This is a genomic window from Kribbella koreensis, assembly GCF_039525325.1.
In the GTDB taxonomy this organism is placed as follows: Bacteria; Actinomycetota; Actinomycetes; order Propionibacteriales; family Kribbellaceae; genus Kribbella; species Kribbella koreensis.
Genome location: NZ_BAAAHK010000017.1, coordinates 64,201 through 85,727, shown reverse-complemented (window position 1 = coordinate 85,727; position 21,527 = coordinate 64,201). Strand labels below are relative to the sequence as shown.

The 21,527-nt window shown below is 69.0% G+C and carries 21 protein-coding genes; 8 read left to right on the top strand and 13 right to left on the bottom strand.

Annotated elements, in window-relative coordinates; translation table 11 throughout:
* Positions 1 to 15: 15 nt before the first annotated feature.
* The 4 genes from ABD116_RS29965 to hisI are packed head-to-tail and all read right to left on the bottom strand — an operon-like array spanning position 16 to position 2,678.
* Complete coding sequence (locus ABD116_RS29965) at positions 16 to 276, bottom strand: HGxxPAAW family protein (RefSeq protein ID WP_343977731.1); 261 nt, start codon at positions 274 to 276, stop codon at positions 16 to 18.
* A gap of 55 nt (positions 277 to 331) precedes the next feature.
* Positions 332 to 862 (bottom strand): Trp biosynthesis-associated membrane protein, encoded by a 531-nt coding sequence (locus tag ABD116_RS29960; RefSeq protein WP_343977728.1) that lies wholly within the window; start codon positions 860 to 862, stop codon positions 332 to 334.
* A complete protein-coding gene (locus tag ABD116_RS29955; RefSeq protein WP_343977725.1) occupies positions 862 to 2,352 on the bottom strand; it encodes an anthranilate synthase component I in 1,491 nt (496 codons plus the stop codon). Before ABD116_RS29955 ends, ABD116_RS29960 begins: the two co-directional genes overlap by 1 nt.
* Complete coding sequence (gene hisI, locus ABD116_RS29950) at positions 2,349 to 2,678, bottom strand: phosphoribosyl-AMP cyclohydrolase (protein ID WP_343977722.1); 330 nt, start codon at positions 2,676 to 2,678, stop codon at positions 2,349 to 2,351. The genes ABD116_RS29955 and hisI overlap by 4 nt, the downstream gene beginning before the upstream one ends.
* Positions 2,679 to 2,767: 89 nt before the next feature.
* Here hisI and ABD116_RS29945 point away from each other — a divergent pair, with 89 nt between their 5' ends.
* The gene (locus ABD116_RS29945; RefSeq protein ID WP_343977719.1) at positions 2,768 to 3,883 is read left to right on the top strand and encodes a dipeptidase; all 1,116 of its coding nucleotides are present in this window, start codon (positions 2,768 to 2,770) and stop codon (positions 3,881 to 3,883) included.
* 25 nt (positions 3,884 to 3,908) lie between these two features.
* Here ABD116_RS29945 and ABD116_RS29940 read toward each other — a convergent pair whose 3' ends face one another.
* Positions 3,909 to 4,775: a GNAT family N-acetyltransferase gene (locus ABD116_RS29940; protein WP_343977716.1), complete on the bottom strand. Its 867-nt coding sequence runs from the start codon at positions 4,773 to 4,775 to the stop codon at positions 3,909 to 3,911.
* A 183-nt stretch (positions 4,776 to 4,958) separates the two neighbouring features.
* Between ABD116_RS29940 and ABD116_RS29935 the strand changes: the two genes are divergently transcribed.
* Together ABD116_RS29935 and ABD116_RS29930 are read left to right on the top strand one after the other, a co-directional pair.
* Positions 4,959 to 6,008, top strand: coding sequence for a hypothetical protein (locus ABD116_RS29935; protein WP_343977713.1), 1,050 nt, complete (start codon positions 4,959 to 4,961; stop codon positions 6,006 to 6,008).
* Positions 6,009 to 6,145: 137 nt separating this feature from the next.
* Positions 6,146 to 6,445 (top strand): Fe-S cluster assembly protein HesB, encoded by a 300-nt coding sequence (locus ABD116_RS29930; RefSeq protein WP_343977710.1) that lies wholly within the window; start codon positions 6,146 to 6,148, stop codon positions 6,443 to 6,445.
* A gap of 56 nt (positions 6,446 to 6,501) precedes the next feature.
* Here the strand turns inward: ABD116_RS29930 and ABD116_RS29925 are convergent, their stop codons facing one another.
* Entirely contained in the window at positions 6,502 to 8,298 is a 1,797-nt protein-coding gene (locus ABD116_RS29925) for an ABC transporter ATP-binding protein (RefSeq protein WP_343977707.1), read from the bottom strand.
* Positions 8,295 to 10,148, bottom strand: a complete 1,854-nt coding sequence (locus ABD116_RS29920; RefSeq protein ID WP_343977704.1) for an ABC transporter ATP-binding protein — start codon at positions 10,146 to 10,148, stop codon at positions 8,295 to 8,297. The genes ABD116_RS29925 and ABD116_RS29920 overlap by 4 nt, the downstream gene beginning before the upstream one ends.
* A gap of 99 nt (positions 10,149 to 10,247) precedes the next feature.
* On the opposite strand from ABD116_RS29920, the gene ABD116_RS29915 reads away from it, so the two are divergent.
* Positions 10,248 to 10,889: a TIGR03085 family metal-binding protein gene (locus ABD116_RS29915; RefSeq protein ID WP_343977701.1), complete on the top strand. Its 642-nt coding sequence runs from the start codon at positions 10,248 to 10,250 to the stop codon at positions 10,887 to 10,889.
* A 46-nt stretch (positions 10,890 to 10,935) separates the two neighbouring features.
* Here ABD116_RS29915 and ABD116_RS29910 read toward each other — a convergent pair whose 3' ends face one another.
* The 4 genes from ABD116_RS29910 to ABD116_RS29895 all read right to left on the bottom strand — a co-directional run bounded on the left by ABD116_RS29910 (position 10,936) and on the right by ABD116_RS29895 (position 15,992).
* The gene (locus tag ABD116_RS29910) at positions 10,936 to 11,544 is read right to left on the bottom strand and encodes a DedA family protein (RefSeq protein ID WP_343977698.1); all 609 of its coding nucleotides are present in this window, start codon (positions 11,542 to 11,544) and stop codon (positions 10,936 to 10,938) included.
* Complete coding sequence (locus ABD116_RS29905) at positions 11,534 to 12,307, bottom strand: MBL fold metallo-hydrolase (RefSeq protein WP_343977695.1); 774 nt, start codon at positions 12,305 to 12,307, stop codon at positions 11,534 to 11,536. The genes ABD116_RS29910 and ABD116_RS29905 overlap by 11 nt, the downstream gene beginning before the upstream one ends.
* Before the next feature lie 2 nt (positions 12,308 to 12,309).
* Positions 12,310 to 14,472 (bottom strand): alkaline phosphatase family protein, encoded by a 2,163-nt coding sequence (locus ABD116_RS29900; protein WP_343977692.1) that lies wholly within the window; start codon positions 14,470 to 14,472, stop codon positions 12,310 to 12,312.
* A gap of 206 nt (positions 14,473 to 14,678) precedes the next feature.
* Positions 14,679 to 15,992: a family 43 glycosylhydrolase gene (locus ABD116_RS29895; protein ID WP_343977689.1), complete on the bottom strand. Its 1,314-nt coding sequence runs from the start codon at positions 15,990 to 15,992 to the stop codon at positions 14,679 to 14,681.
* A gap of 182 nt (positions 15,993 to 16,174) precedes the next feature.
* On the opposite strand from ABD116_RS29895, the gene dacB reads away from it, so the two are divergent.
* Genes dacB through ABD116_RS29880 form a run of 3 tightly spaced genes read left to right on the top strand, consistent with a single transcriptional unit; the run spans position 16,175 to position 19,696 of the window.
* Positions 16,175 to 17,761 carry a D-alanyl-D-alanine carboxypeptidase/D-alanyl-D-alanine endopeptidase gene (dacB, locus tag ABD116_RS29890; RefSeq protein ID WP_343977686.1) on the top strand — a complete coding sequence of 529 codons (1,587 nt, stop codon included), beginning with the start codon at positions 16,175 to 16,177 and terminating at the stop codon, positions 17,759 to 17,761.
* Positions 17,762 to 17,801: 40 nt separating this feature from the next.
* Entirely contained in the window at positions 17,802 to 18,755 is a 954-nt protein-coding gene (locus ABD116_RS29885) for a GNAT family N-acetyltransferase (RefSeq protein WP_343977683.1), read from the top strand.
* The gene (locus ABD116_RS29880) at positions 18,755 to 19,696 is read left to right on the top strand and encodes a GNAT family N-acetyltransferase (protein WP_343977680.1); all 942 of its coding nucleotides are present in this window, start codon (positions 18,755 to 18,757) and stop codon (positions 19,694 to 19,696) included. The genes ABD116_RS29885 and ABD116_RS29880 overlap by 1 nt, the downstream gene beginning before the upstream one ends.
* Here ABD116_RS29880 and ABD116_RS29875 read toward each other — a convergent pair.
* Together ABD116_RS29875 and ABD116_RS29870 are read right to left on the bottom strand one after the other, a co-directional pair.
* Positions 19,693 to 20,295, bottom strand: a complete 603-nt coding sequence (locus ABD116_RS29875) for a hypothetical protein (RefSeq protein ID WP_343977677.1) — start codon at positions 20,293 to 20,295, stop codon at positions 19,693 to 19,695. The two genes, ABD116_RS29880 and ABD116_RS29875, sit on opposite strands and share 4 nt — an antisense overlap.
* Positions 20,288 to 20,803 (bottom strand): RNA polymerase sigma factor, encoded by a 516-nt coding sequence (locus ABD116_RS29870; protein WP_343977674.1) that lies wholly within the window; start codon positions 20,801 to 20,803, stop codon positions 20,288 to 20,290. Before ABD116_RS29870 ends, ABD116_RS29875 begins: the two co-directional genes overlap by 8 nt.
* Positions 20,804 to 20,897: 94 nt before the next feature.
* On the opposite strand from ABD116_RS29870, the gene ABD116_RS29865 reads away from it, so the two are divergent.
* Complete coding sequence (locus ABD116_RS29865) at positions 20,898 to 21,485, top strand: ArsR family transcriptional regulator (RefSeq protein ID WP_343977671.1); 588 nt, start codon at positions 20,898 to 20,900, stop codon at positions 21,483 to 21,485.
* The last annotated feature ends 42 nt before the right edge of the window (positions 21,486 to 21,527 follow it).

The following is a 21,527-nucleotide window of genomic DNA, read 5'->3' as shown; positions in this document are numbered from 1 at the left end:
GTCTGTTTCCGCCCGTCAGTGGTGGTCGTCGGACTTGACACCGAAGCCGAGCAGCTGCATCACCTTGCCGACCAGGCCGCCGGCGACGGCGATCCCGGCCGAGATCCAGAACAACAGCCAGTCCGGGCCCATCACCATGGCGATGGCTCCGAGGGTGAATCCCACCAGCACGATCACCACGGCGGTCCAGGCCGCCGGGGAGCTGCCGTGCAGGCCGCCACCGTGAGCTTCGTCGCTCTCGTACGTCACTGCTTGATCCGTGGTCGTATTGTCCATCGTTGGGCCACTCCTCGTCGTCGTCCCGTCCTATTGTGGCGGTTGCCTCCGACAGTCAGATCGTCGGGTCCTCACCTGCGTCGATCGCCTTCCACTGATCGGCCGGTGTCACGGCCGGATCGCGCTCGTAGCGCAGCGTGGGACGGCGCCATCGGTGTGCCGTCAGCACGGCAACGATGCCCGCCGCGAGCAGTGCCAGGCCGCCTGCCAGCGCCAGCCAAGGCGCCGGTCCGGTGCTCAAGGTCACCGAGTCCGTCACCGCCTGGCTGAGCTCCGGCCGCAGCCTGCCGAGCTCTGCCGCGTTCGGGCGGACCGTCAGCGCTACTCCGATGGCTCCGGCGCCCATGAACACGATCAGGCCGGACAGCACGCGGCGGAGCGCAGTACCGGCCAGCTTGGTGACGATCACGGCCACTGCGGAGGCCAGTGCCAGCGTCACGGGCGCGCGGGTTACGGCGTACCCGTTGAAGTTCACTACAGCTCGGCCGCTGCCCGGGTCGGCGATCGACCAGGTCAGGTACGCCGAGAGCGCCAGTAGCACGAGTGCTACCAGGGCAAGCAGATCCACCAGTCTTTGCGGGCGCATCAGACCTCGGAAAAGGTGCCGGCGACGGCGATCGCGTTGAGGACTGCGGCGGCCTTGGTACGGCACTCCGCGTCCTCCGAGGCCGGGTCCGAGTCGGCGACGATGCCCGCGCCCGCCTGGACATACGCCGTCGTGCCGCGCAGGACCGCAGTACGGATGGCAATCGCCGTGTCAGCGTCACCGGCGAAGTCGAGGTACCCGACCACGCCGCCGTAGACGCCGCGGCGGGTGACCTCGAGCTTGTCGATGATCTCCATCGCGCGCGGTTTGGGTGCCCCCGACAACGTTCCGGCCGGGAAAGCGGCTGTGAGCGCGTCGAAAGCGGTCTTGCCAGCCTGCAGCCGGCCGGTGACGGTCGACTCGAGGTGCATGACGTGGCTGTAGCGGCGGACGTCCATGAAGTCGACGACCTCGACTGTGCCCGGCGCGCAGACCCGGCCGACGTCGTTGCGGCCCAGGTCGACGAGCATCAGGTGCTCGGCCCGCTCCTTGGCATCCGCGCGCAACTCCTCCTCTAGCGCCCGGTCCTCCTCCGGCGTCGCGCCGCGGGGGCGGGTGCCGGCGATCGGGTGCAGGATCACCTTGTTGTCGGTGACCTTGACCAGTGCCTCGGGGCTGGAGCCGACGATGTCGAAGCCGTCCAGGCGGACCAGGTACATGTACGGGCTCGGGTTGGACCTTCTGAGCACCCGGTAGATGTCCAGGGCGCTCGCGGAGGTCTGCAGCTCGAACCGCTGCGAGACGACGATCTGGAACGCCTCACCCGCCCGGATCTCCTCCTTGGCGGTCTCCACGGCCTCCCGGTACTCCGCGCTGGACCGCTGCCGGTGCGGGTCGGGCAGCGCCAAGCGGTCGGCCCTGACGACGTACGACGGGGTCGGCTGCGCCAGGTCGTGCTCCATCGCGTCGAGCCGGCGGACGGCATCGGCGTACGACTCGTCGACGCGCTCGTCGGAGTCGTCCCAGTTGACCGCGTTCGCGATCAGCCAGATCTCGCCGGTCTCGTGGTCGAGGGCGGCCAGATCGGTGGCGAACAGGAAGGTCAGCTCGGGCAGGCCGAGGTCGTCGATCGTTGTGTCCGGCAACTTCTCGAGCCGGCGCACCGCGTCGTACCCGAGGAAGCCGACCATGCCGCCGGTGAGCGGGGGCAGGTCGGGCAGTCGTGGGGTGTGCAGGATCTCCAGCGTCTCGCGCAACGCCTTGAGCGGGTCACCGGTCTGCGGCAGCCCGACCGGTGGGTTGCCGGACCAGACGGCCTCACCGTTGCGCTCGGTCAGCGTGGCGGCGCTGCGGACGCCGATGAACGAGTACCGCGACCAGACGCCGCCGTTCTCCGCCGACTCCAGCAGGAACGTGCCCTCGCGCTCGGCGGCGAGCTTGCCGTAGACCCCGATCGGCGTCTCGGCGTCGGCCAGCAGCCGGCGCGTGACCGGGATGACCCGGCGGTCCTTGGCGTACTCGCGGAAGGTCTCCAGGTCCGGAGAGTTCATGCCTTGACCTCGATCTCACCGTGCTCGAAGCAGCTGCGGGTGCCCGTGTGGCAGGCCGGGCCTTCCTGGTCGACCAGGACGAGCAGGGTGTCGGCGTCGCAGTCCACGAGGATCTGCTTCACGTGCTGCCGGTGGCCACTCGTCTCACCCTTGACCCAGTACTCCTGCCGGCTCCTCGACCAGAACGTGCTCCGGCCGGTCGCGGCGGTCCGGCGTACGGCCTCGGCGTTCATCCAGCCGACCATCAGCACCTCGCGGGTGTCGTACTGCTGCACCACCGCGGGGATCAGGCCCGCCGCGTCGAAGGTGAGTTCCTCGGTGTCCACCCGTCCATTGTCTCGCACCGCGCAGGGCACCTTGACCGCACCCTTGCTCAGCCCGTGCGAGCGGCGGGCAATCCTGACAGGATGGCGCAATGACCTCCAGTGTTGCCCGGGTGCAGGGACTGTTGCAGGACCATCCACTGGTCGACGGCCACAACGATCTCCCGATCGCCTTCTACGAGCTGGCCGAGTACGACCTCGACAAGTACGACCTGAGCATCTCGGTGCCGAAGCTGAACACCGACCTCCCCCGGCTGCGGCTCGGGCAGGTCGCGGCCCAGTTCTGGTCGCTGTGGGTGCCGCAGGACGCGGACTCGGTCCGGCGTACGTTCGAGCAGATCGACTTCGTGCACCGTCTCGTCGCGCAGTTCCCCGAAGCGATGCAGCTCGCCGTCACGGCTGATGATGTCGACGCCTGTTTCAAGGAGCGCCGGATCGCTTCCCTGATGGGAATGGAAGGCGGCCACTCGATCGGCGAGTCGCTCGGCGTCCTGCGGGTGATGCGCTCGCTCGGCGTGCGGTACATGACGCTGACCCACAACAACAACGTCTCCTGGGCCGACTCGGCGACCGACGAGCCGGTGCTCGGCGGGCTCAACTCCTTCGGTGAGGACGTCGTCCGGGAGATGAACCGGATCGGGATGCTGGTCGACCTCTCGCACGTCTCCGCCGACACCATGCGGCACGCGCTGCGGGTGACGAGCGCGCCGGTGATCTTCAGCCACTCGTCGGCGCGCGCGGTCTGCGACGTACCGCGCAACGTGCCTGACGACGTCCTGCAGACGCTGAGTGGCAACGACGGCGTCTGCATGGTGACCTTCGTCCCGTACTTCGTGTCCCAGGCGTACGTCGACTGGGTGGCGGGCGCGCGCGAGGTGGCCGGCGATCTGGGCTTGGACCCGTTGGTGCCGGCGCAGCAGAAGAAGCTGAAGGAGGCGTACGACGTCCCGAAGCCGCGCGTGACGTTGGAGGACGTGGTGGCGCACGTCGAGCACGTCCGCGAGGTGGCCGGCGTCGACCACATCGGGTTGGGCGGCGACTACGACGGCTGTCCGGAGTTCCCGGACGGCCTGCCGGACGTCGCGTCGTACCCGTCCCTCTTCTACGCCCTCGCCGACCGCGGCTGGAGCGACGAGGACCTGGCAAAGCTTGCCGGCGGCAACATCCTCCGCGTACTCCGCGCCGCGGACGAGGCCGCCACCGTCTAGCCTGCGGACCGGTCCGGGGCGCGCATCAGAAGTCGCGGACCTGGTCGCGGGTCTGAGCCAGTGGAGTGAAGCCGGCGGACTCGTACGTGGCGACGGCACCGACGTTGAAGCACGGCGTCGATACCAGCGCGCTCGACGAGCCGAGCTCGCGGAGAGCTGCCGCCGCCGCGAGGGTGATCGCCTGGCCGTAGCCGCGACCGCGGTAGTCGCGGTGCACACCCATCGGCTCGAGCAACCCTGGCTTGCCTTCGCCGGCTGACCATACGGTCACGCCGGCGACGGCGGTGCCCTGCGCGTCGCGGCCGAGCAGGCAACGGGCGGTCGCGTACGGCGTACCGGCTGCCATCGCGTGCCAGCGGTCGTCGGAGAAGGTCGATCCGTCGAAGGATGCCCGCTGGATCGCCGTCCGCTCGGCCGCGTTCTCCGGCCCGACCGTCTCGATGGTGAGACCGCCGTCCTCGACCGGCTCGGCGAGATCGCGTCTGAGCGGCTGCCACGGCTCGTCCAGCGTCCAGCCGTCCTTGGTGAGGAGCTCCTGGATCACGCCGGCCTTCGGCGCCTCGAAGTACACCTTGCCCTCGATCAGCACCCCACGCTCGGGATCCGAGCAGTCGTCGACGATCCGCCGCGCCAACTCCTCATCACCAAGCGCCTCCGGCGCGAACGCCAGCCGCAGCAGATCCGGCTCGTCCAGCATCCCGATCGCCACCGGCTCCCCGTCCCGCTCCCACACCCGCACGGCGCCCGCGGTCCGCTCGCCGCCGAACCGCCAGTACCACCCGAGGTCCCCCGGATGCAGCTGAAACACCCCGCCGTCGCTCTGCCACTCCCCAAGCTTCGCCGCCACCCCTGAGAGCCCAGCCACCTCAGGCGTCCCCAACCAAATCGTCATACCCCCATCCCACACCACCCACCCCCCGCCCCGCACCCGACTTACCCCGGCCACGCAACTTTGTGCTCCACCTGAGCAAATCCGGCCGGCTGATTTGCTCAGGTGGAGCACAAAGTCGTCCCTATCCACAGGGGTGGGGAGAAGGGAATGCGGTGGAGGTGGACGCCGGGGAGGATTGACGGGATGGAGAGGCTTCGCCGTGAGGTGCGGGATCGATTGCTGGCCGCCTTCGGTGAGCCGCTGCGGCATGGACAGCTCCGCGACCTCGGCCTGGGTGATCACGACGTACAGCGGCTTGTTCGCAACGGCAGCCTGCAGCGGGCCCACGGGAAGTACCTCGACGGCGCCATGGACCCGCGGCTGGCCACGATCCGCGGGGCGCTGGCCGCGCACCCTCGCTCGGTCGTCAGTCACCAGACGGCTGCCGAGTTGTCCGGATTGCGGGTATGGAGCGACGGTTCTGCCCACGCGCCGGGACCGTCTGGCGCCGTCTGGCTCACCTGCGAGCCTGGCGCCGATCGGCGCAACAAAACCCGCGGCGACCTCGTACTACGCCGCGCCACTCTGCCGCCCGCCGACCTACTCCTCGTCCAAGGCCTGCCGACAACCTCCATCGCACGAACCACCGTCGACCTCGCCCGCCGGCTGCCCCTGGCCGAAGCGGTGGTCACAGTCGACCACGCACTCGCCCGGGAGTTTCGCCGCGAGGAACTCGAGTTGGTACTCCGGCGCCAACGGCACTGGCCCGGTATCCGTCGAGCGCATCGTGCCATCGCGTTCGGCGATCCCCGCTCGGAGTCCGCCCTGGAGTCGATCGCCCGGGCCAGGTTCGAGGAAGCCGGGCTCCCGGCACCCGTCCTGCAGGCACAGTTCTGGGACGGCCAGTGGTGGGCGGAGGAGCGAGTCGACTACTGGTGGCCGCAGTATCGGACCGTGGGCGAGGCTGACGGGCTGGCGAAATTCGAGGCGCCGACGGTCAAGCAACGCCGGCGGGCCCTGCGACGGGCCTTCGAGCGCGACCAGCGGCTCGCCGATCGCGATCTCGAACTGGTCCATTTCGGCTGGGAGGACGCCGTACTTCGTCCAGGCGACCTCGCCGACCGCGTGAAAGCCGCTTTCGCCCGCGGCGCACGTCGTACCGGCCCCACCCCCAGGTGGCGAACCACAGACCCCAACGACCCCCACCACTGGCCGCGACCCCGCACCGCCCCGGATCTCCCGGCCACGGGATGACCCACTTTGTGCTCCACCTGAGCGAATTCTTCGCGGCCGGATGCTCAGGTCGAGCACAAAGTCATCGGATGGGGCTGTTTGGGGATGGAGGGATGGGGCACGGGGCGGGTTCACCGCAATCGATGCTAGGAGAAGCAGTGCTTACCCTGACTGAGAACGCCACTCTGGTGATCAAGAGCATCACGGGCGTCGAGGGCGCTCCCGAGGGTGCCGGGGTCCGGATCTCGCAGGAGAACCCGGCCGACCCCGCACTGGCCGTCACCACCACCGAGTCCCCCGCCAAGGGCGACCAGGTACTCGAAGAGGCCGGCGCCCGAGTCTTCCTCGAGCCCAACGCGGCCGCCGCCCTGGACGACAAGATCCTGGACGCCGCAGTAGACGACAAGGGCGGCGTCGAGTTCCTGCTCGTTCCGCAGCCCGGCGCTGGTGTGCACTAACCGTTAGAAGTAACAACGCGCGCGGCCAGCTCCACCGGCTGCGCGCGTTGTCGTTGTCAGAGGGCTGAGCGTTGGGCTATCCAGCTGTCGTGGAGGTGGGTGTAGACGCCGCCGGCAGCTACCAACTCCGCGTGGGGGCCTCGCTCGACAATGCGGCCGTTGTCGAAGACCAGGACTTCGTCGGCTGCCTCGGCGGTGGAGAGCCGGTGGGCGATGGTGACCGAGGTGCGGCCGGTCATCAGGCGCTCCAGGGCTGCGTTGACCCGGACCTCGGTGCCTGGGTCTACGGCTGAGGTGGCTTCGTCGAGGACCAAGAGGTCTGGGTCGGCGATGTTGGCTCGGACCAGTGCGACCAGCTGGCGTTCGCCGGCTGAGAGGGACTCGCCTCGCTGGCCGACCGGGGAGTCCAGGCCGTCGGGGAGGGATTCGAGCCAGTCGGTCAGGCCCAAAGACTCGAAGGCATCCAGGAGCTGGGCGTCGGTGACGTCGGGCCGGCCGAAGCGGACGTTCTCGGCCAGGGACGAGTCGAAGAGGTAGCCGTCCTGCGGCACCATCACGACCCGTTCGCGCAGGGAGGCGAAGGCGATCTCCCGGGCGTCCACACCGTCCAGGAGGACGGCGCCGGAGGTCGGGTCCATCAACCGGGTGAGCAGCTTGGCGAAGGTCGTCTTGCCTGAGCCGGTCTCACCGACGACTGCCACCCGGCGGTGCGGTTCGAGACGGACGTCGACGTCACGGAGTACCAGCTCGCCGTCCGGATAAGCGAAGTTCACGTCGCGGAACTCGACCGTCACCGGCCCCCGCGACTGATGCACCCCCGCCTCACCCGGATCGACCACGTCAGCCGGCGTAGCGATCACACCGAGCACCCGCCGCCACCCGGCGAAGGCGCTCTGCGCGTCGGTCAGCACCTGCGTCGCGATCTGCACCGGGTCGGAGAACAACGCGACCAGGAACATGAACGCCAAGATCTCGCCCAGCGTCGCATGCCCGTCCACCCCGAGCAGCACACCCGCAGTCAGTACGCCGGCATTCGCCAGCCCCGCCGCCAGCCCACCGATCGAGAACGTGATCCCGGTGATCGCCTGCGCCTTCGTAGCAGTCTTCCGATAGTCCTCGATCGACGCGTCGATCCGCTCCTGCGTCCGCTTCTCGATCGCGTAAGCCCGCACGACCTGCGCCCCGACCACGGGCTCGGCGATCGCCGACAACATCTCCCCCACCTTCGCCCGCACCACCCCATAAGCCGCGGACATCAACCGCTGCAACACCTTCAGGCTGGCGAACAACGGCAGGAAGCAGATCAGCACGACCAGCGCCAACTGCCACGAGTACACGAACATCACCACGGTCGCGAGCAGCATCTGCCCGATGCTGACCAAGAAGATGAACCCGCCGAACTGCAGGAACTGCGACACCGTGTCCACATCGGACGTCACCCGGCTGACCAGCGCACCTCGCCGCTCGGTGCTCTGCGTCAGTACCGGCAGGTCATGCACATGCCGGAACGCCTTGATCCGCATCGTCGCCAGCCCGCGCTCCGAGTTCGTCGCGAGCCGCACCGTTGTCAGGTACGACGCGAAAGCCGTCACCAGCACCCCACCGAAGCACGCCAAACACATCCACGCCACGAACGACATGTCCGGCCCGCCAGGACCCGACAGCCCCTTGTCGATGGTCTGCTGCACAGCGATCGGTACGACGATCCGCCCGCCGGTCATCGTCAGCGCGAGCAACCCCGTGATCCACCACCCGCGCGCCAGCTCCGGCGACACCCGCAGCCCCTGGCGGAGCGTCTCCAGCCCGCCCGCGTTGTCCCCGGCATCGAGTCGGCTGGACGATACGGCGCTCACGCGGACGCTCCTTCGGAGTCGAGATCATCGAGTTCTGCCTCCAGCGCGGCCTCTTCCTCACGCCGCGCCGCGTCCTTCTCGTACGCGTCGACCAGGTCCCGGTACGCCGCCGAGCGCTCCTGCAACTCGACATGCGTCCCCTGGTCGGCGATCCGCCCCTCGTCGAGGAACAACACCTCATCGGCCAACGCGATCGTCGCCTTGCGATAGGCGATCACCAGCACGGTCGTCGCCGCCTCATCACCCTGGACGGCGGTCCGCAACCCAGCCAGAATCCGCGCCTCGACCTGCGGATCCACCGCGCTCGTCGCGTCGTCGAGAATCAGCAACCGCGGCCGCCGGACCAACGCCCGGGCCAACGCGATCCGCTGCCGCTGCCCACCCGACAATGTCGTACCGCGCTCCCCCACCTTCGTGTCCAGCCCATGCGGCAACGACTTCACGAACCCGTCGCCCTGCGCGATCCGCAGCGCATCCCACACGTCCTCGTCCGAGTACTCCCCGCCGAGCGTGATGTTCCCGCGAATCGTGTCGTCGAACAGCCAAGCAGTCTGCGCCACCAATGCAACCGACCCAGCCAACTCGTCCCGAGCCAGCTCCCGCAGATCCAGCCCGTCGACAGCGACCGCCCCTTCCTCGGGATCGACCAGCCGCGTGAGCAAGGTCGTCAGCGTCGACTTGCCGGAGCCCGTCGGCCCGACGACAGCCACCGTCCGCCCCGGCTCGACCACGAAGTCGACCCCGGCGAGCACATCGCGGTCCGGCAGATACCCGAACCGCACGTCAGTCACCTCGAGCCGAGCCGCCGAGGACGCCGTCAGCCGCAGCGACCCGTACTCCATCCCGCCCTCAGCCTTGAGCACCCGCTGCACCCGGTCCCACCCGACCACCGACCGCGGCAGCTCACCGAGCACCCACCCCAGCGCCCGGATCGGGAACCCGATCAGCGTGAACAGGAACGCCACCTGCACCACATCACCCGCATCGGCCGCGCCCGAGCGAACCCGCCCGACCCCGACCAGCAACACCGCCAGTACGCCGACGCGCGGCAACCCCTCGATCACCGGGTCGAACGCGCCACGAGCCTTGTTGACCGCGATGTTCGCATCCCGCAGCGCGTTGGTCGGCCCCCGGAAGCGCTCGGTCTCAGCCGCCTCACGCCCCAGCGTCTTCACCACCAAAGCCCCGTCGAAGGACTCGTGCGCGACCTCGGACACGTCAGCGCGCAGTTCCTGAGCGCGAGTGGCGAGCGGCTGCAGTGTGCGCTGGAAGATCACGTTCGCGACGAAGACGAGCGGGAACACCAGACAGCCGACCAGCGCGAGCCATACGTCGGCGGCGAACATCGCGGCGATCGCGAAGCCGAGCATCGCGATCACGCCGACGGCCATCGGCAGCGGGGCGATCGGATACCAGGTCGACTCGACGTCCGCGTTCGCGTTGGACAGCAGCTGGCCGGTCGGATGCTTGTGATGCCACTCGAGCGGCAGCTTCAGGTACTGCCGGGTGACGCGACGCCGGTACGTCGCCTGCAGCCGGAACTGCATCACGCCGGCCCCGATCCGCCGGCCGACCACGCCGATGGCGCGCAGGATCGCGATCCCGAGGAACAGCGCGATCAGCGACGCGACCGCGCCGAAGGTGGTGTCGCCCCGCTCCAGCGCCGGCCGGATCACGTGGTCGGTCGCCCAGCCGAGCCCCCAGCCGTCGGCGACCGTCATCGCGCCGTACAGCATGCTCGCGGCCACCGACCAGGTGAACACCCACGGCTCTTCCCAGATCGCCACTCGCAGGACCGCGAACCCTCGCCGGGTCACGCTCCCCTTGCTGGGAACCTTCGGCTGTGGCACGCAGACATCCTTCGAACGACACCGTCAGGACCGTAGCCAGCCACGAGGCTGACAACGATTGACATTCTGCCATTGCGCGCCGACAACTACGATCGAGTTGTGACCGACTACAGCAAGGTAGAACGACTCGCGCTGTGTGACCTGTTCGACGAGGCCGGGCCCGATCAGCCGACTCTGTGCGACGGCTGGACGACGTTCGATCTCGCCGCTCATCTGTACGTCCGGGAGAACGACCCGATCGCACAACCGGGCATCATGATCGCCGGGCTGGCCGACACCACCGCTCGCCGGATGGAGCAGGCGAAGTCGAAGTACGGGTTCGCCGGCGTCGTCGGCAAGGTGCGCAACGGGCCGCCGCGGCTCTCGATCTACGGCATCCCGGGGATCGGGCACAACCTCAACACCACCGAGTACCTCGTGCACCACGAGGACGTCCGCCGCGCCGTCCCCGACTTCACCGTCCGGGCGCTGCCCGCCGAGCAGCAGGACGGGCTCTGGCGCCAGGTCAAGCTCGCCGCCAAGTCGATGACCCGCAAAGCTCCGACCGGGCTCGTACTACGCCTGCCGGACGGCAGCGAGTCAGTAGCCAAGAAGCCGACCGCCGACGGCTCGGTCACCATCACCGGCGAGCCGGTCGAACTGGTCCTCTTCTGCTTCGGCCGCCAGCAGGTCGCCCAGGTCGAACTGGACGGCGAGCCCACCGCGGTCGAGCGCCTCCAAGCAGCGTCGTTCGGCATGTAGCCGGTCGCCGGCTGTGAAGACCGGCGTCATTCGGGATGTCGCCGGCTCAGTCGGTGACCGGCTCGCCCGCCGGTTGCTTCGCGGCGGCGGACTTCTTCCGCCAGCGCTGGATCATGCTGCTGACCACCGTGGTCAGCAGCACCAGCGCGATCGCCGCGACCACACCCTGCCAAGGCTTCGGGAAGAGCGCGTAGCCGAGCAGCCCGATCGCCATGTAGACGACCGCCCACAGCGACGACGAGATCAGATCCACCACCGCGAACCGGTGCCACCGGTACCCCGCCAACCCGGCCGCCAGCAGCACCGGCACCCGCCCGCCAGGGATCAACCGCGACGTCAGCAACACAGTGATCTCATGCTCCGCCAGCCGGATCCGCAATGCGTCCAGCGACGCGTTGTTCCGCAGCCACCCGACCCGTTGAGCAAGCTTCTCCCCGCCCGCCCGGCACCCGGCGTACACGATCAAGTCGCCTACATACGCGCCACCAGCGCCGGCGATCAGTACGCCCACCAGCCCGATCGGATTGCTGTGCGAGGCCAGTACCGCACCCGCCGACACGGCAGCACCGGTCGGCAGGACCGGCAGCACCGCCCCGATCAGCACCGCACCGGCCAGCGCCGCCAGGTAGACCCAGCCGAAGTCATCACTCAACATGCCCGGCCACCTCGGTCGACTCTGCGGGCGTCAGCAGATCCACCTGTACGGCGGGGTCCACCTGGGCCATCTCCTTCTTGAACTCTTCTCCCGGCGGCAGGAACAGATCCGGCCGCAGCCGGTCGCACCCGATCGGCCAGAACGTCCCGAAGTGCACCGGGATCGCGATCCGCGCCCCTACCCGCCGTACCGCCTCGGCTGCCCGGACTGGATCGAGGTGACCCGGCCCGAGCGACGGCCCCCAGCCACCGACCGGGATGAGCGCGACATCCACCGGAGCCACCTCCGCCGCCATCGCGTCGTACAGGTCGGTGTCTCCTGCGAACCAGACGCTCGATGAGCCCTCGACGCGGAAGCCAAGGGCCGGCCCGCGATGGGCGGACCAGGGCAACCGCCGGCCGTCATGGTCGGCGGTGACGACGGTGATGTCGAGCTTGCCGATCCGTAGTTGGTTGCCGGGGGCAACTTCGATGCAACGGTCCGAGTAGTGCGAGCCACTGTGGCTGTCGATCAGTTTGGCCGCACCCCGCGGGACGACCAGCGCGGCGTCCGGCGACACCTTCGGCAGCGACGTCAGGTGCAGATGATCAGCATGCAGATGCGACACCAGTACTGCGTCGCACCGCCCGGCCTCCGTCGTCGGCGCAGGGCCGCGACGGCGCCGGACGTGCGCGATCCGGGAGGTCAGCACCGGGTCGGTCAGCAACCGGGTGCCGTGCTCCTCGATGGTGGTGGTGCTGTGACCCCACCAGGTGATCCGCACTCTCAGGCCTCCACGCTTGCATCCGACGAACTCTCCACCTGGTCCTCGACCTCAGGTTCAGCTTGAGACTCGAAAGCGTCATCGGGCTTGCGCTGGCCGAGCTGGTCGAGCCAGCTGATCAGGAGGCGGTGTACCGCGTCGGAGCCTACGGGTGGCTCGTCGACGGCCCAGCGGCACGGGTGCACCAGGACGGCCTCGGTCTGCCAGCCGCCGATCCCGCCATGGCAGCCGACCAGCTCCTCGAACGCGGCCACCTCCCGCGTGTAGTCGTCGAGCCGGCTGATCACCACGACGTCCCCGTTGTGCGGCATCTCGGCCTGCCGGAGCATCGACGCCACCGCCATCGGACCGTACGGCTCCAGCGGGTCGACGCCCTCGATCCGGCCTGAGCGCAGTACGTGGACTCCGGCCCGGCCGATCGCGACCGGCCCTTCGGCAAGTGTCTCCACCACGACGAACCCGACCCCCGGGTGCGTCGCGAGCCCCGGGATCAGCCGAGGGTGGAGCAGCTCGATCTCCTCCAGTGGCACCCGCCCCGGAGTCCTGGCCAGGTAGATCAGCGCCAGGTTGCCCGACGCCGTGACGATCATCTGCTCGTCGGCCGCGATCGGCGGCTCGCAGTCGGCCGGCCCCAGCTCGACCTCGCCTCGCACGGCCTTGGCGTGGAGCGCCTTGCGGGTCACCTTGCCGCCCATACTGGTCCGCATGGTCAGCTCGGTCAGGAAGGCGTTGACCGGGCCCCAGCCCTCGGACCGGCCGGTAGCCGCCACTGGTTCCTTGGTGGTGTCGACCAGGTCGTCGACGACCTGTGTGAGGGTCCGTCCGTACCGCTGAAGGAAGGTCGAGCCCTGGCTCTGGCCGTGGTCGGACAGCACCACGATCTCGTACGAGTGCGGCAGGATGTCGATGATTCGCTGGAGCGCGCCGAGCACCCGGTCGAGCCCCTCGAGCGTCTGCAGCGACTCCGGCCGGGTCGGGCCGGCGTGATGGGCGACCTCGTCGTAGTCGACGAAGTCGCAGTAGATCGCCGGGGTGCCCTTGACCAGCTCGTCGGTGATCAACGAGACGTTCAGGTCACGCAGCAGGACGTTCGAGATGGCCCGCAGGAAGATGTACGACCCGCCACGGTTGACCCGCGGTACCAGGTTGCGAACCCGCTGCCGGCGGGCCTGATGAAGCTCCTTGATCATCTCGGCGCAACAAAGCACCAGCCCACGGGCGGCACCCTGCGGACTGGAGAAGAACCGGACGTACCCACGGCTGCGCCCGGTCGGCAGCGCGGCCCGGCTGAACACCAGCTCGCACTTGTCTGCATCACCGGACCAGTTGTTGCTGATGCTCGCGCCGCCATCGGCGAGCAGCCCGCGCCCGGTCGACATCCGCGCCTCGATCTCGGCGGCGTCCCGGGCGCGGTTGGTCACCATCACCCGGCCGGTCTCCTTCTCGTACCACCGGAAGGCCGGGATCTGGCCGGAGCCACCGTGCAGGATGCCCGCCTGACTGGCCGGCGTGGTCGCCGGTACGCCGGTATGCCACTCGACCATCGAATGGCGCCCTTCCCGGATCCAGCCACCCAGATGCGGCAGGTTGCCCGACATCACCATCCAGTTGAGCAGCGGCGCCGACAACCCGTCGATCTGGATGATCAGCATCCCGGTCTTCGGCGCCGCCTCGATCCGGCGGGCCCGGCGACGGACGACGCGCATCACCTCGGACACGTAGGCGTCGTCACTTCCGGCGTACGCGATCCAGCCGACGAAGGCGCTCACCGACGACATCACGATCGACACCACCAGCGCCGCCTCGGGACCGCCGTGCAGATGTACGCCCGGGTCGATCGTGACGCCGAGGTAGACGACGGCGAACTGGCTCAGCAGCCCGCCGACCAGCACCCCGACCGAGCCGATCAGAACCGCGATCCCGGCCAGGATCCAGCGCACGATCAACCCGATCACGGCCAGGATCACGACCAGCCGCAGGATCGGCCACGCGCCGTCACTGCTGCTGATCTGCGGCAGCGTCCAGAAGGTGATCAGGAGGGAGACCAGCGAGGCGAGCCCACCGAGGATCATCGCCTGCAGGCCACGGGTGGTACGGCGCAGGTCCAGCCAGACCGGCCTGCGCTGCCGCCGATCGCTGGAGACCTGCTCGGGTGGTTTAGCCATCAGGTACTTCGAACTCCCCGTTCGCCCATCACTGCCACTCCGAGCCTACGATCCCCGCCCACCGTTTCAGGGGTTAACCCCTGAAACGGTGGGTTGCCCAGCCAGATACTCAGGGGGCAACCCACCAACTCGGGGGTTAACCCCTGAGATGCTTCGGGGGCGGGGACGGGCGGCGGGGGTCGGGGGGCGGGGGGGCGGGGGGAGGTTTACTGGAGTTCGAGGTAGTCGAGTTCGGTGTAGAGGGTGCCTTTGGTGAGGCGGATGGTGTTCCAGCCGGTGGTGAGGGTGATCGGTACGGACGCCTGGTGCCAGTTGTCCCAGCCGGTGGCCGGGTAGCTGATCGAGCCTTGGCCGTTGCCGTTGACAACCACCCCGTGGCTGGCCGTGGCGCCCATACCGTTCGCATAGCCGACCGAGAGCGTGTAGCCGCCGACTGACGGCGCGAACACGGATACCTGGACCCACGAGTCCGCATAGTCGATGTACGCCGCGACCGCGCCCTGCGATGCGCCGACAGCCCCGGTGCGGACCGAGCAGTGGTTGAGGGTGCCGCTCTCGGCCTCGGTGCGGACCCGGCTGCCCCGGACGACCGGGAAGTCGTTGGCCCAGCCGAGGTCAGCGACGTACAGGTGTCGCGAGCCGTTGACCCAGCCGTGCAGGAAGACCTTGTCGCCGACGAAGTCAGCGCCGCCGGGACCACAGACGTGGTTGTCGAAGCTGGCCGTGGTCATCAGGGGGCGGAAGGCCGTCGTCCAGGGGCCGTTGAGGCTGGGCGAGGTCGCGTACGAGGTCAGGTAGTTGCAGTCGTTGTAGCCGCCACCGGAGTAGAAGAGGACGAACTGGCTCCCCCGCTGGACCAGGTCCGGCGCCTCGATCACGCCGCTGGAGGTGAGCATGGCGGTGTTGCCGCCGGTGAGGGCGGTGCCGTTGTTCGTCGTGCGGGTGAGCCAGAGGGTGGACGGCTGGCCGATCGCGTTGCCGTCGTTCTTCCAGGTCAGGTAACGGGTGCCGTCGTTCGCGACGAAGGTGTTGGCGTCGATCGCGCCGCCCTTGTCGAGCGGGCAGATCAGCGGCTGGCTGCCGACCGGGGTGAACGGGCCGAGTGCCGAGCCAGAGGTGGCGACGCCGATGCATTGGCGGCCGGACGCCTTGTGCCACGCGGTGTAGGTGAGGGTGAAGCTGCCATCCGGGTTGGGGTAGACGTCCGGTGCCCAGGTACGTCCGGCCTGGGCCCAGCTCGACGATGGGCCGCCGGGCATCGCGTCGCCGCGGATCGTCCACGGGCCGTTGGCGCTCGGAGCGGAGGCGACGGGGACGTGGCCGCGGCCGTTGTTGGTCGAGTAGGCGTACCAGGTGCCGTTGTTCTCGAAGACGTCCGGATCGGGGAAGTCCTCACCGATGACGTCGGCCGGGAACGCTGCCGCGGTGACGCGTTGAACGGCGGCCTGGGCGGGTGGAATCAGCATGGCCAGGGGGAGGGCTGAGGCGGCGATCGCCGCTAGGACTCTGCTGCTGCGCATGAGGGCTCCTCAGGTGGGGCGGTACCTGTGCGACCCACTTTTACATCGATTCACCTGAGAATCGAGAGCCTGAACCGGTCGATCGGGCATGATCACTGGACCGGACGGGCAGCGCGATGGAGACTCCGGGGTAGTTGGATTCCGCCGAAGCTTGAGGGGTTCTTGTGAGGAAATTACCTAGGGTGTCCGGCCGCGGCCTGATGGCCCTCGTTGCGGTTTCAGCGGCGACGGCCGGGCTGGTCGGGCAGTCGGCCGGTGCGCCGGCCGCGGTACAGCAGGTACAGGCGACCGGCTTGCAGCAGCAGTTGGACACGTTGCTCTCCGACTCGCGGTTCCAGGGGTCACAGGTCGGACTGGTGGTGCGGGACGCGACCACCGGCGAGACGCTCTACGACCGCAACGGCGGGTCGCGGCTGGTGCCTGCTTCCAACACGAAGCTGTTCACCTCCACGGCCGCGATGCACACGCTCGGCGCCGGGTTCAAGTTCCACACCGACGTCCTGGCGACCGCCCCGGTCAAGCGGAACGGGAAACTGCAGGGAGACCTTTATCTGAAGGGTTTCGGTGACCCGACCGCACTCGAGAGCGACTATGTCGGGCTGGCCAAGCAGATCGCCGCGGCCGGGATCACCAAGGTCGAAGGCAATCTGATCGCCGACGACACCTACTTCGACAACGTGCGGCTGGGCGACAGCTGGGCCTGGGACGACGAGTCGTTCTACTACGCCGCCCAGATCTCCGCCCTCACACTGGCCCCGAACGGCGACTACGACTCCGGTACGGCGATCGTCGAGAGCCGCCCCGGCGCAGCGGTCGGAGACCCCGTCCTGCTCGACCTCCGCCCGGCGAACGGCCTGCTCAAGCTGATCAACACCGCCACCACCGGCGCCGCCGGGTCGGCGAGCACGCTCTCGGTCCAGCGCGATCACGGCACCAACGTCGTCCGGGTCAGCGGCTCGGTACCGCTCGGCGCCGGCCTCGGCTCCACCTGGGTCACCGTCTGGGAGCCACCCTTGTACGCCGCTGACGTCTTCCGGCGGGCCCTCACCGCCGAGGGAATCAAGGTCGAGGGCAAGATCCGCGAGGCGGCGACCCCGGCCACGGCCCGGCAACTCGCTCGCGACGAGTCGATGACACTCGGCGAGCTGATGACGCCGTTCCTCAAGCTGTCCAACAACATGCACGCCGAGACGCTGGTCAAGGCGATGGGCGCGGTCACCAAGGCGAACGGCAGCTGGCCGACCGGCCTGGGCATCGTCACGGCGTACGCGAAGAGCGTCGGCGTGGACACCGCGACGATCCGGCTGTCCGACGGCTCGGGCCTGTCCCGCAAGGTCAACCTGACGCCCAACAGCATTACGAACATCCTGCTGGCCGCCGAGAAGGAGCCGTGGTTCCAGCAGTGGTACGACGCGCTGCCGATCGCGGGCAACGCGGATCGCTTCACCGGCGGTACGTTGCGGACGCGGATGGGTGGCACGCCGGCCGCGAACAACCTGCACGGCAAGACCGGCTCGCTGACCGGCGTCACGGCGCTGTCCGGCTACGTCACGAACAAGGACGGCCGCAAGCTGGTCTTCTCGATGATCAGCAACAACTACCTGACCAGCCCGCGCTCGGTCGAGGACGCGGTCGGCGTCACCCTCGCCTCCTGGACCGACCAGGCACCCGTCGCCGCGATCGAGCCCGCGCCGGCCACCAAGGCGCAGCTGAACGACGACGGCACCGGCCCGGACGACCCCGGCAACGACTGGATCAAGGGTCGCTAATGCATTAGACAGTGCGGCAGTCGTTCAGCACGATGAGGGAATGACTGCCGCACTGCCCACGGGCCACACCTTCCGCCGGCCGGCCAAGGACGACGCGGAGGCGATCTTCGAGCTGGTCGCGGCCCGCAACCTCGCCGCCATCGGGTCGGCCGACTTCACCCTCGACGACATGGCCGACGAGCTGAGCGAGCCCGGCTTCGACCTCGACCGGGACGGCTGGCTCGTCTTCAGCGGCGAGACCCTGACCGGCTACGGGACGGTCTTCGGGCAGGGCGATCACCACCTGCTCGACATCGACCTCTACAGCCCCGATCCCGCTGTCATCGATTGGCTGCTGGCCGAGATCCTCGTGCGCGCCAAGGAGCTGGGGCGCGAGCACGGGCACAGCGAGGTGTCGCTCGACCTCGGCGTCTATCGGACCGACACGGCGAAGCGAGAGTTGCTTGCCGACAACGACTTCGCCCCTGGTACGACGTACCACCGGATGCGCATCGATCACACGGGGCCGGTGGCCGCTCCGGAGGTACCGGAGGGTGCGGTACTTCGTCGCGGCGCGCCTGACGAGGAGACGCGGCGCGCGGCGCATGCGGTGTTCACCGAGACCTTCACCGGGCAGTTCGGATTCACGCCCCGGTCGTACGAGGAGTGGTTCGCGGCGCGGGACGCGCAGTCGACGTTCGACTGGTCGCAGCTGAGCCTGCTGGAGCTGGACGGTGAGGTCGTCGGGTTCATCGAGAGCAACGACCAGTTCGTCGAGGACGAGAACTGCAACTACGTCGGCCGGCTCGGGGTACTCAAGGAGGCGCGGGGTCGGGGGCTGGCCAAGTTCCTGCTGCGCGATGCCTTCGCCGTCGATGCCGCGGCCGGGCGGGCAGGCACGATCCTGCACGTCGATACCAACAACCCGACGCCCGCGCTCGACCTCTACCTGTCGGTCGGCATGGAGGCGGTCCTGGTCATCGACGTCTGGCGGCGCACGCTGCCGACCGCCTGATGGCCGGCCTGCCGCCGGGTGCGACCTGGCGTGCCATGCAGCTCTCGGATGCCGGCGCGATCCAGCAGTATCTGGCCGCGCGCAGCGTCGCGCTTATCGGCATTCACCAGTACAGCCCGGAAGGTGTCGACGACTTCCTGCGCAACCCGCAGCTCGCCCTCACCACCGACACCTGGCTGATCTCCGCCGACGACAAGATCATCGGTACGGCGGCCGTCGTCCAGCGGCCGGATTGCATCGGCATCGAGCTCACCACCGCCGACCGGTCCGTGGCCGACTGGCTGTTCGACCGCGCGGTCGCCCGGGCGGCGGAGGCGACGCGCGCCGCCGGCCTGTCCGAGCAGCTGGTGCGGATCGCGGTGCTCGGCGCCGACAAGCAACTGGCTGAGCTGGCCGCCGCCCGCGGGTTCACGCACGAGACCTCGATCCAGCGGATGAGGATCGCCCACACCGGCCCGCTCGACCGGCCCGACCCACCGACCGGGGTCGTGGTCCGCAACGGAGCCCCCGACGAGGCGGCCCGGCGTACGGCGTACCGGCTGATCGCGGAGTCCTTCGACGACCAGCCGTCCGCGAGCCCACCCGGCTACGACAAGTGGGTGGCGGCCCGCGAAGCCCGCTCCACCTTCGACTGGTCCCAGCTGACCGTTCTCGAACTGGACGGCACCCCGGTCGCTGTCCGCGAGTTCGACCGCAACTTCATCAGCTCCGACAACGCCGGCTACATCGGCCGGATCGGCGTACTGGCCCCGGCACGCGGGCTTGGGCTGGCGAAGTACCTCCTCCGGGACCAGTTCGCCATCGACGCCACCGCAGGCCTCAGCGGCACCATGCTGCACGTCGACAGCTCGAACCCGACGCCGGCGCTCGGCCTCTATCTCTCCGTCGGCATGCGCCCGGACATCGTCACCGACAGATGGCGCAAGACGCTGCGGGTCTAGTTCAGGACGACTCGGTTGCCGGTGGAGCCGGCGATGACCTGGCGGGTCGCCAGTTCCCAGTGGAGGTCGAGGATGCCTTTGAAGGGTTTGCCTTCGGGGCGGAAGCACTGCATGCCTTCGTCCGATTGCGGGAGGACGGAGTACTGGTAGGCGGCGATCCGGACGGTCTTGGCGTCTTGGGCGAGGACTCGGAGGACTACGTGGGGGACGCAGGTCTCGGTGTCGCCTCGGGTGGTTTCGACGATCAGGCGGTCGGGAGTGGCCGGGTCGGGATAGGCCCTGGTCACCTCGAGTTCGCGGTCGAGGGTCAGCAGGGTCGTGCCTTGCTTGAACTGTGGGGGCGGCGGGCCGACGTCCAGGAAAGCAGGGGGCGGCGTCGTTGTGGTCGTGACGGTCGGGCTCTCGTCGGCGCGTTGCCAGTTGACGGCAGCGACCGTGGCGACGCCGCCGATCACGCCGATGGTCGCGGCGACGGCCAGCACGATGCGGCCGCGTCGGCGGCGGTGGAGAGCGCGTTCGACGTACTCGAAGGGGCGCGACTCCTCGGGGGTGCGCTCGTCGACGTACTCGGTCAGCAGGTCGATCTCGGGATCAGGCATGGCCAGGCACCTCCTCTTCGACCTCCAGTAGCGGCGCGAGCGCCTGGCGGGCGCGGGCCAACCGCGACTTCACCGTGCCGGGCGGCAGTTGCAGTTCGTCGGCGATCTGCTCGATCGACAGGTCCGTCACGTAGTACAGGACCGCCACCGCCCGCTGTGTCGGAGTGATCCGCGCCAACGCGGCCGCCACATCCACCGCATCCCCATCAGGACCCTGTACTTCGGAAGCGCGGCCGGTCAGTTTGGCCATGGCGCGTGCTGCGACCTGCTGACGCCTGAGCCTGCTCACCAGGGCCCGGACCGCGACGGCCCGCACCCAGGCGTCCGGGTCGTCGTACCGGCTGATCTTGTCCCAGCGGTCGAGCAGTTTCACGTACGCGTCCTGGGCGAGCTCCTCGGCGTCGGCCCGCGAGGCGCCGATGGAGACGAGCAGGCCGATCAGGCGTGGCCAGGTCCGGCGGTAGAGCGCCGCCACCTCTGCCGCCGGATCGCCGTCGAGCTCCCTCACACCACTAACACGCGCTGCTCCCCCGGTCGGTTCCACATCCCGGCCGGCTTTTTCGTTCTTGCCTTCCGGAGATGTGAGAGATTACTCTCGAAACATGTCTCTCAGAAATCCGTACGGCGATTTCGAGATCACCGACCCGCAGGCGATGCGTGCGTTGGCGCATCCCGTCCGGCTCGCCGCACTCAGCTACCTGCAGAAGAACGGACCGGCCACCGCGACCCAGTTGTCGGTGCACGTCGGCGCCTCGCCGTCGGTGACGAGCTGGCACCTGCGGCATCTCGAATCGTTCGGTCTGGTCAGCGACAGCCCTCCCCCGGACGGCGGCTCCGACAAGCGCCAGCGCTGGTGGAAAGCGGTCGCCCGCGGCTTCCGCTTCGAGATGCCCGAGACGCCGGAAGGCGCCGAGGCCGGCCGCATGCTCCGCACCGAGATGATGAGCCAGGCGTTGGACCACGTCCAGCAATGGCTCTCCGACACCGAGCCCGTCCTGGACCCGGCCTGGTCCCGCTCCACCGGCTCCTCGAACACCCTCCTGACCATCACCCTCGCCGAAGCCGAGTCGATCGAGAACGCGATCGAGGAGCTCCTCGCCCCCTACGTCCAACGCGGCGAATCCGGCGCCCCCCAAGACGCCCGCCCGGTCCGCCACATCCGCATGTCATTGCCCGAAGCAACCACCTGACCCGCTGCCGCTCGACGAGCGACCACCGTCCGGCAGTGCCCA

Coding starts and splice junctions, on each gene's coding strand:
- ABD116_RS29965 (WP_343977731.1), bottom strand. CDS start 276: ATGGACAATACGACCACGGATCAAGCAGTGACGTACGAGAGCGACGAA.
- ABD116_RS29960 (WP_343977728.1), bottom strand. CDS start 862: ATGCGCCCGCAAAGACTGGTGGATCTGCTTGCCCTGGTAGCACTCGTG.
- ABD116_RS29955 (WP_343977725.1), bottom strand. CDS start 2,352: ATGAACTCTCCGGACCTGGAGACCTTCCGCGAGTACGCCAAGGACCGC.
- ABD116_RS29945 (WP_343977719.1), top strand. CDS start 2,768: ATGACCTCCAGTGTTGCCCGGGTGCAGGGACTGTTGCAGGACCATCCA.
- ABD116_RS29940 (WP_343977716.1), bottom strand. CDS start 4,775: ATGACGATTTGGTTGGGGACGCCTGAGGTGGCTGGGCTCTCAGGGGTG.
- ABD116_RS29935 (WP_343977713.1), top strand. CDS start 4,959: ATGGAGAGGCTTCGCCGTGAGGTGCGGGATCGATTGCTGGCCGCCTTC.
- ABD116_RS29910 (WP_343977698.1), bottom strand. CDS start 11,544: ATGTTGAGTGATGACTTCGGCTGGGTCTACCTGGCGGCGCTGGCCGGT.
- ABD116_RS29900 (WP_343977692.1), bottom strand. CDS start 14,472: ATGGCTAAACCACCCGAGCAGGTCTCCAGCGATCGGCGGCAGCGCAGG.
- ABD116_RS29895 (WP_343977689.1), bottom strand. CDS start 15,992: ATGCGCAGCAGCAGAGTCCTAGCGGCGATCGCCGCCTCAGCCCTCCCC.
- ABD116_RS29885 (WP_343977683.1), top strand. CDS start 17,802: ATGACTGCCGCACTGCCCACGGGCCACACCTTCCGCCGGCCGGCCAAG.
- ABD116_RS29880 (WP_343977680.1), top strand. CDS start 18,755: ATGGCCGGCCTGCCGCCGGGTGCGACCTGGCGTGCCATGCAGCTCTCG.
- ABD116_RS29875 (WP_343977677.1), bottom strand. CDS start 20,295: ATGCCTGATCCCGAGATCGACCTGCTGACCGAGTACGTCGACGAGCGC.
- ABD116_RS29865 (WP_343977671.1), top strand. CDS start 20,898: ATGTCTCTCAGAAATCCGTACGGCGATTTCGAGATCACCGACCCGCAG.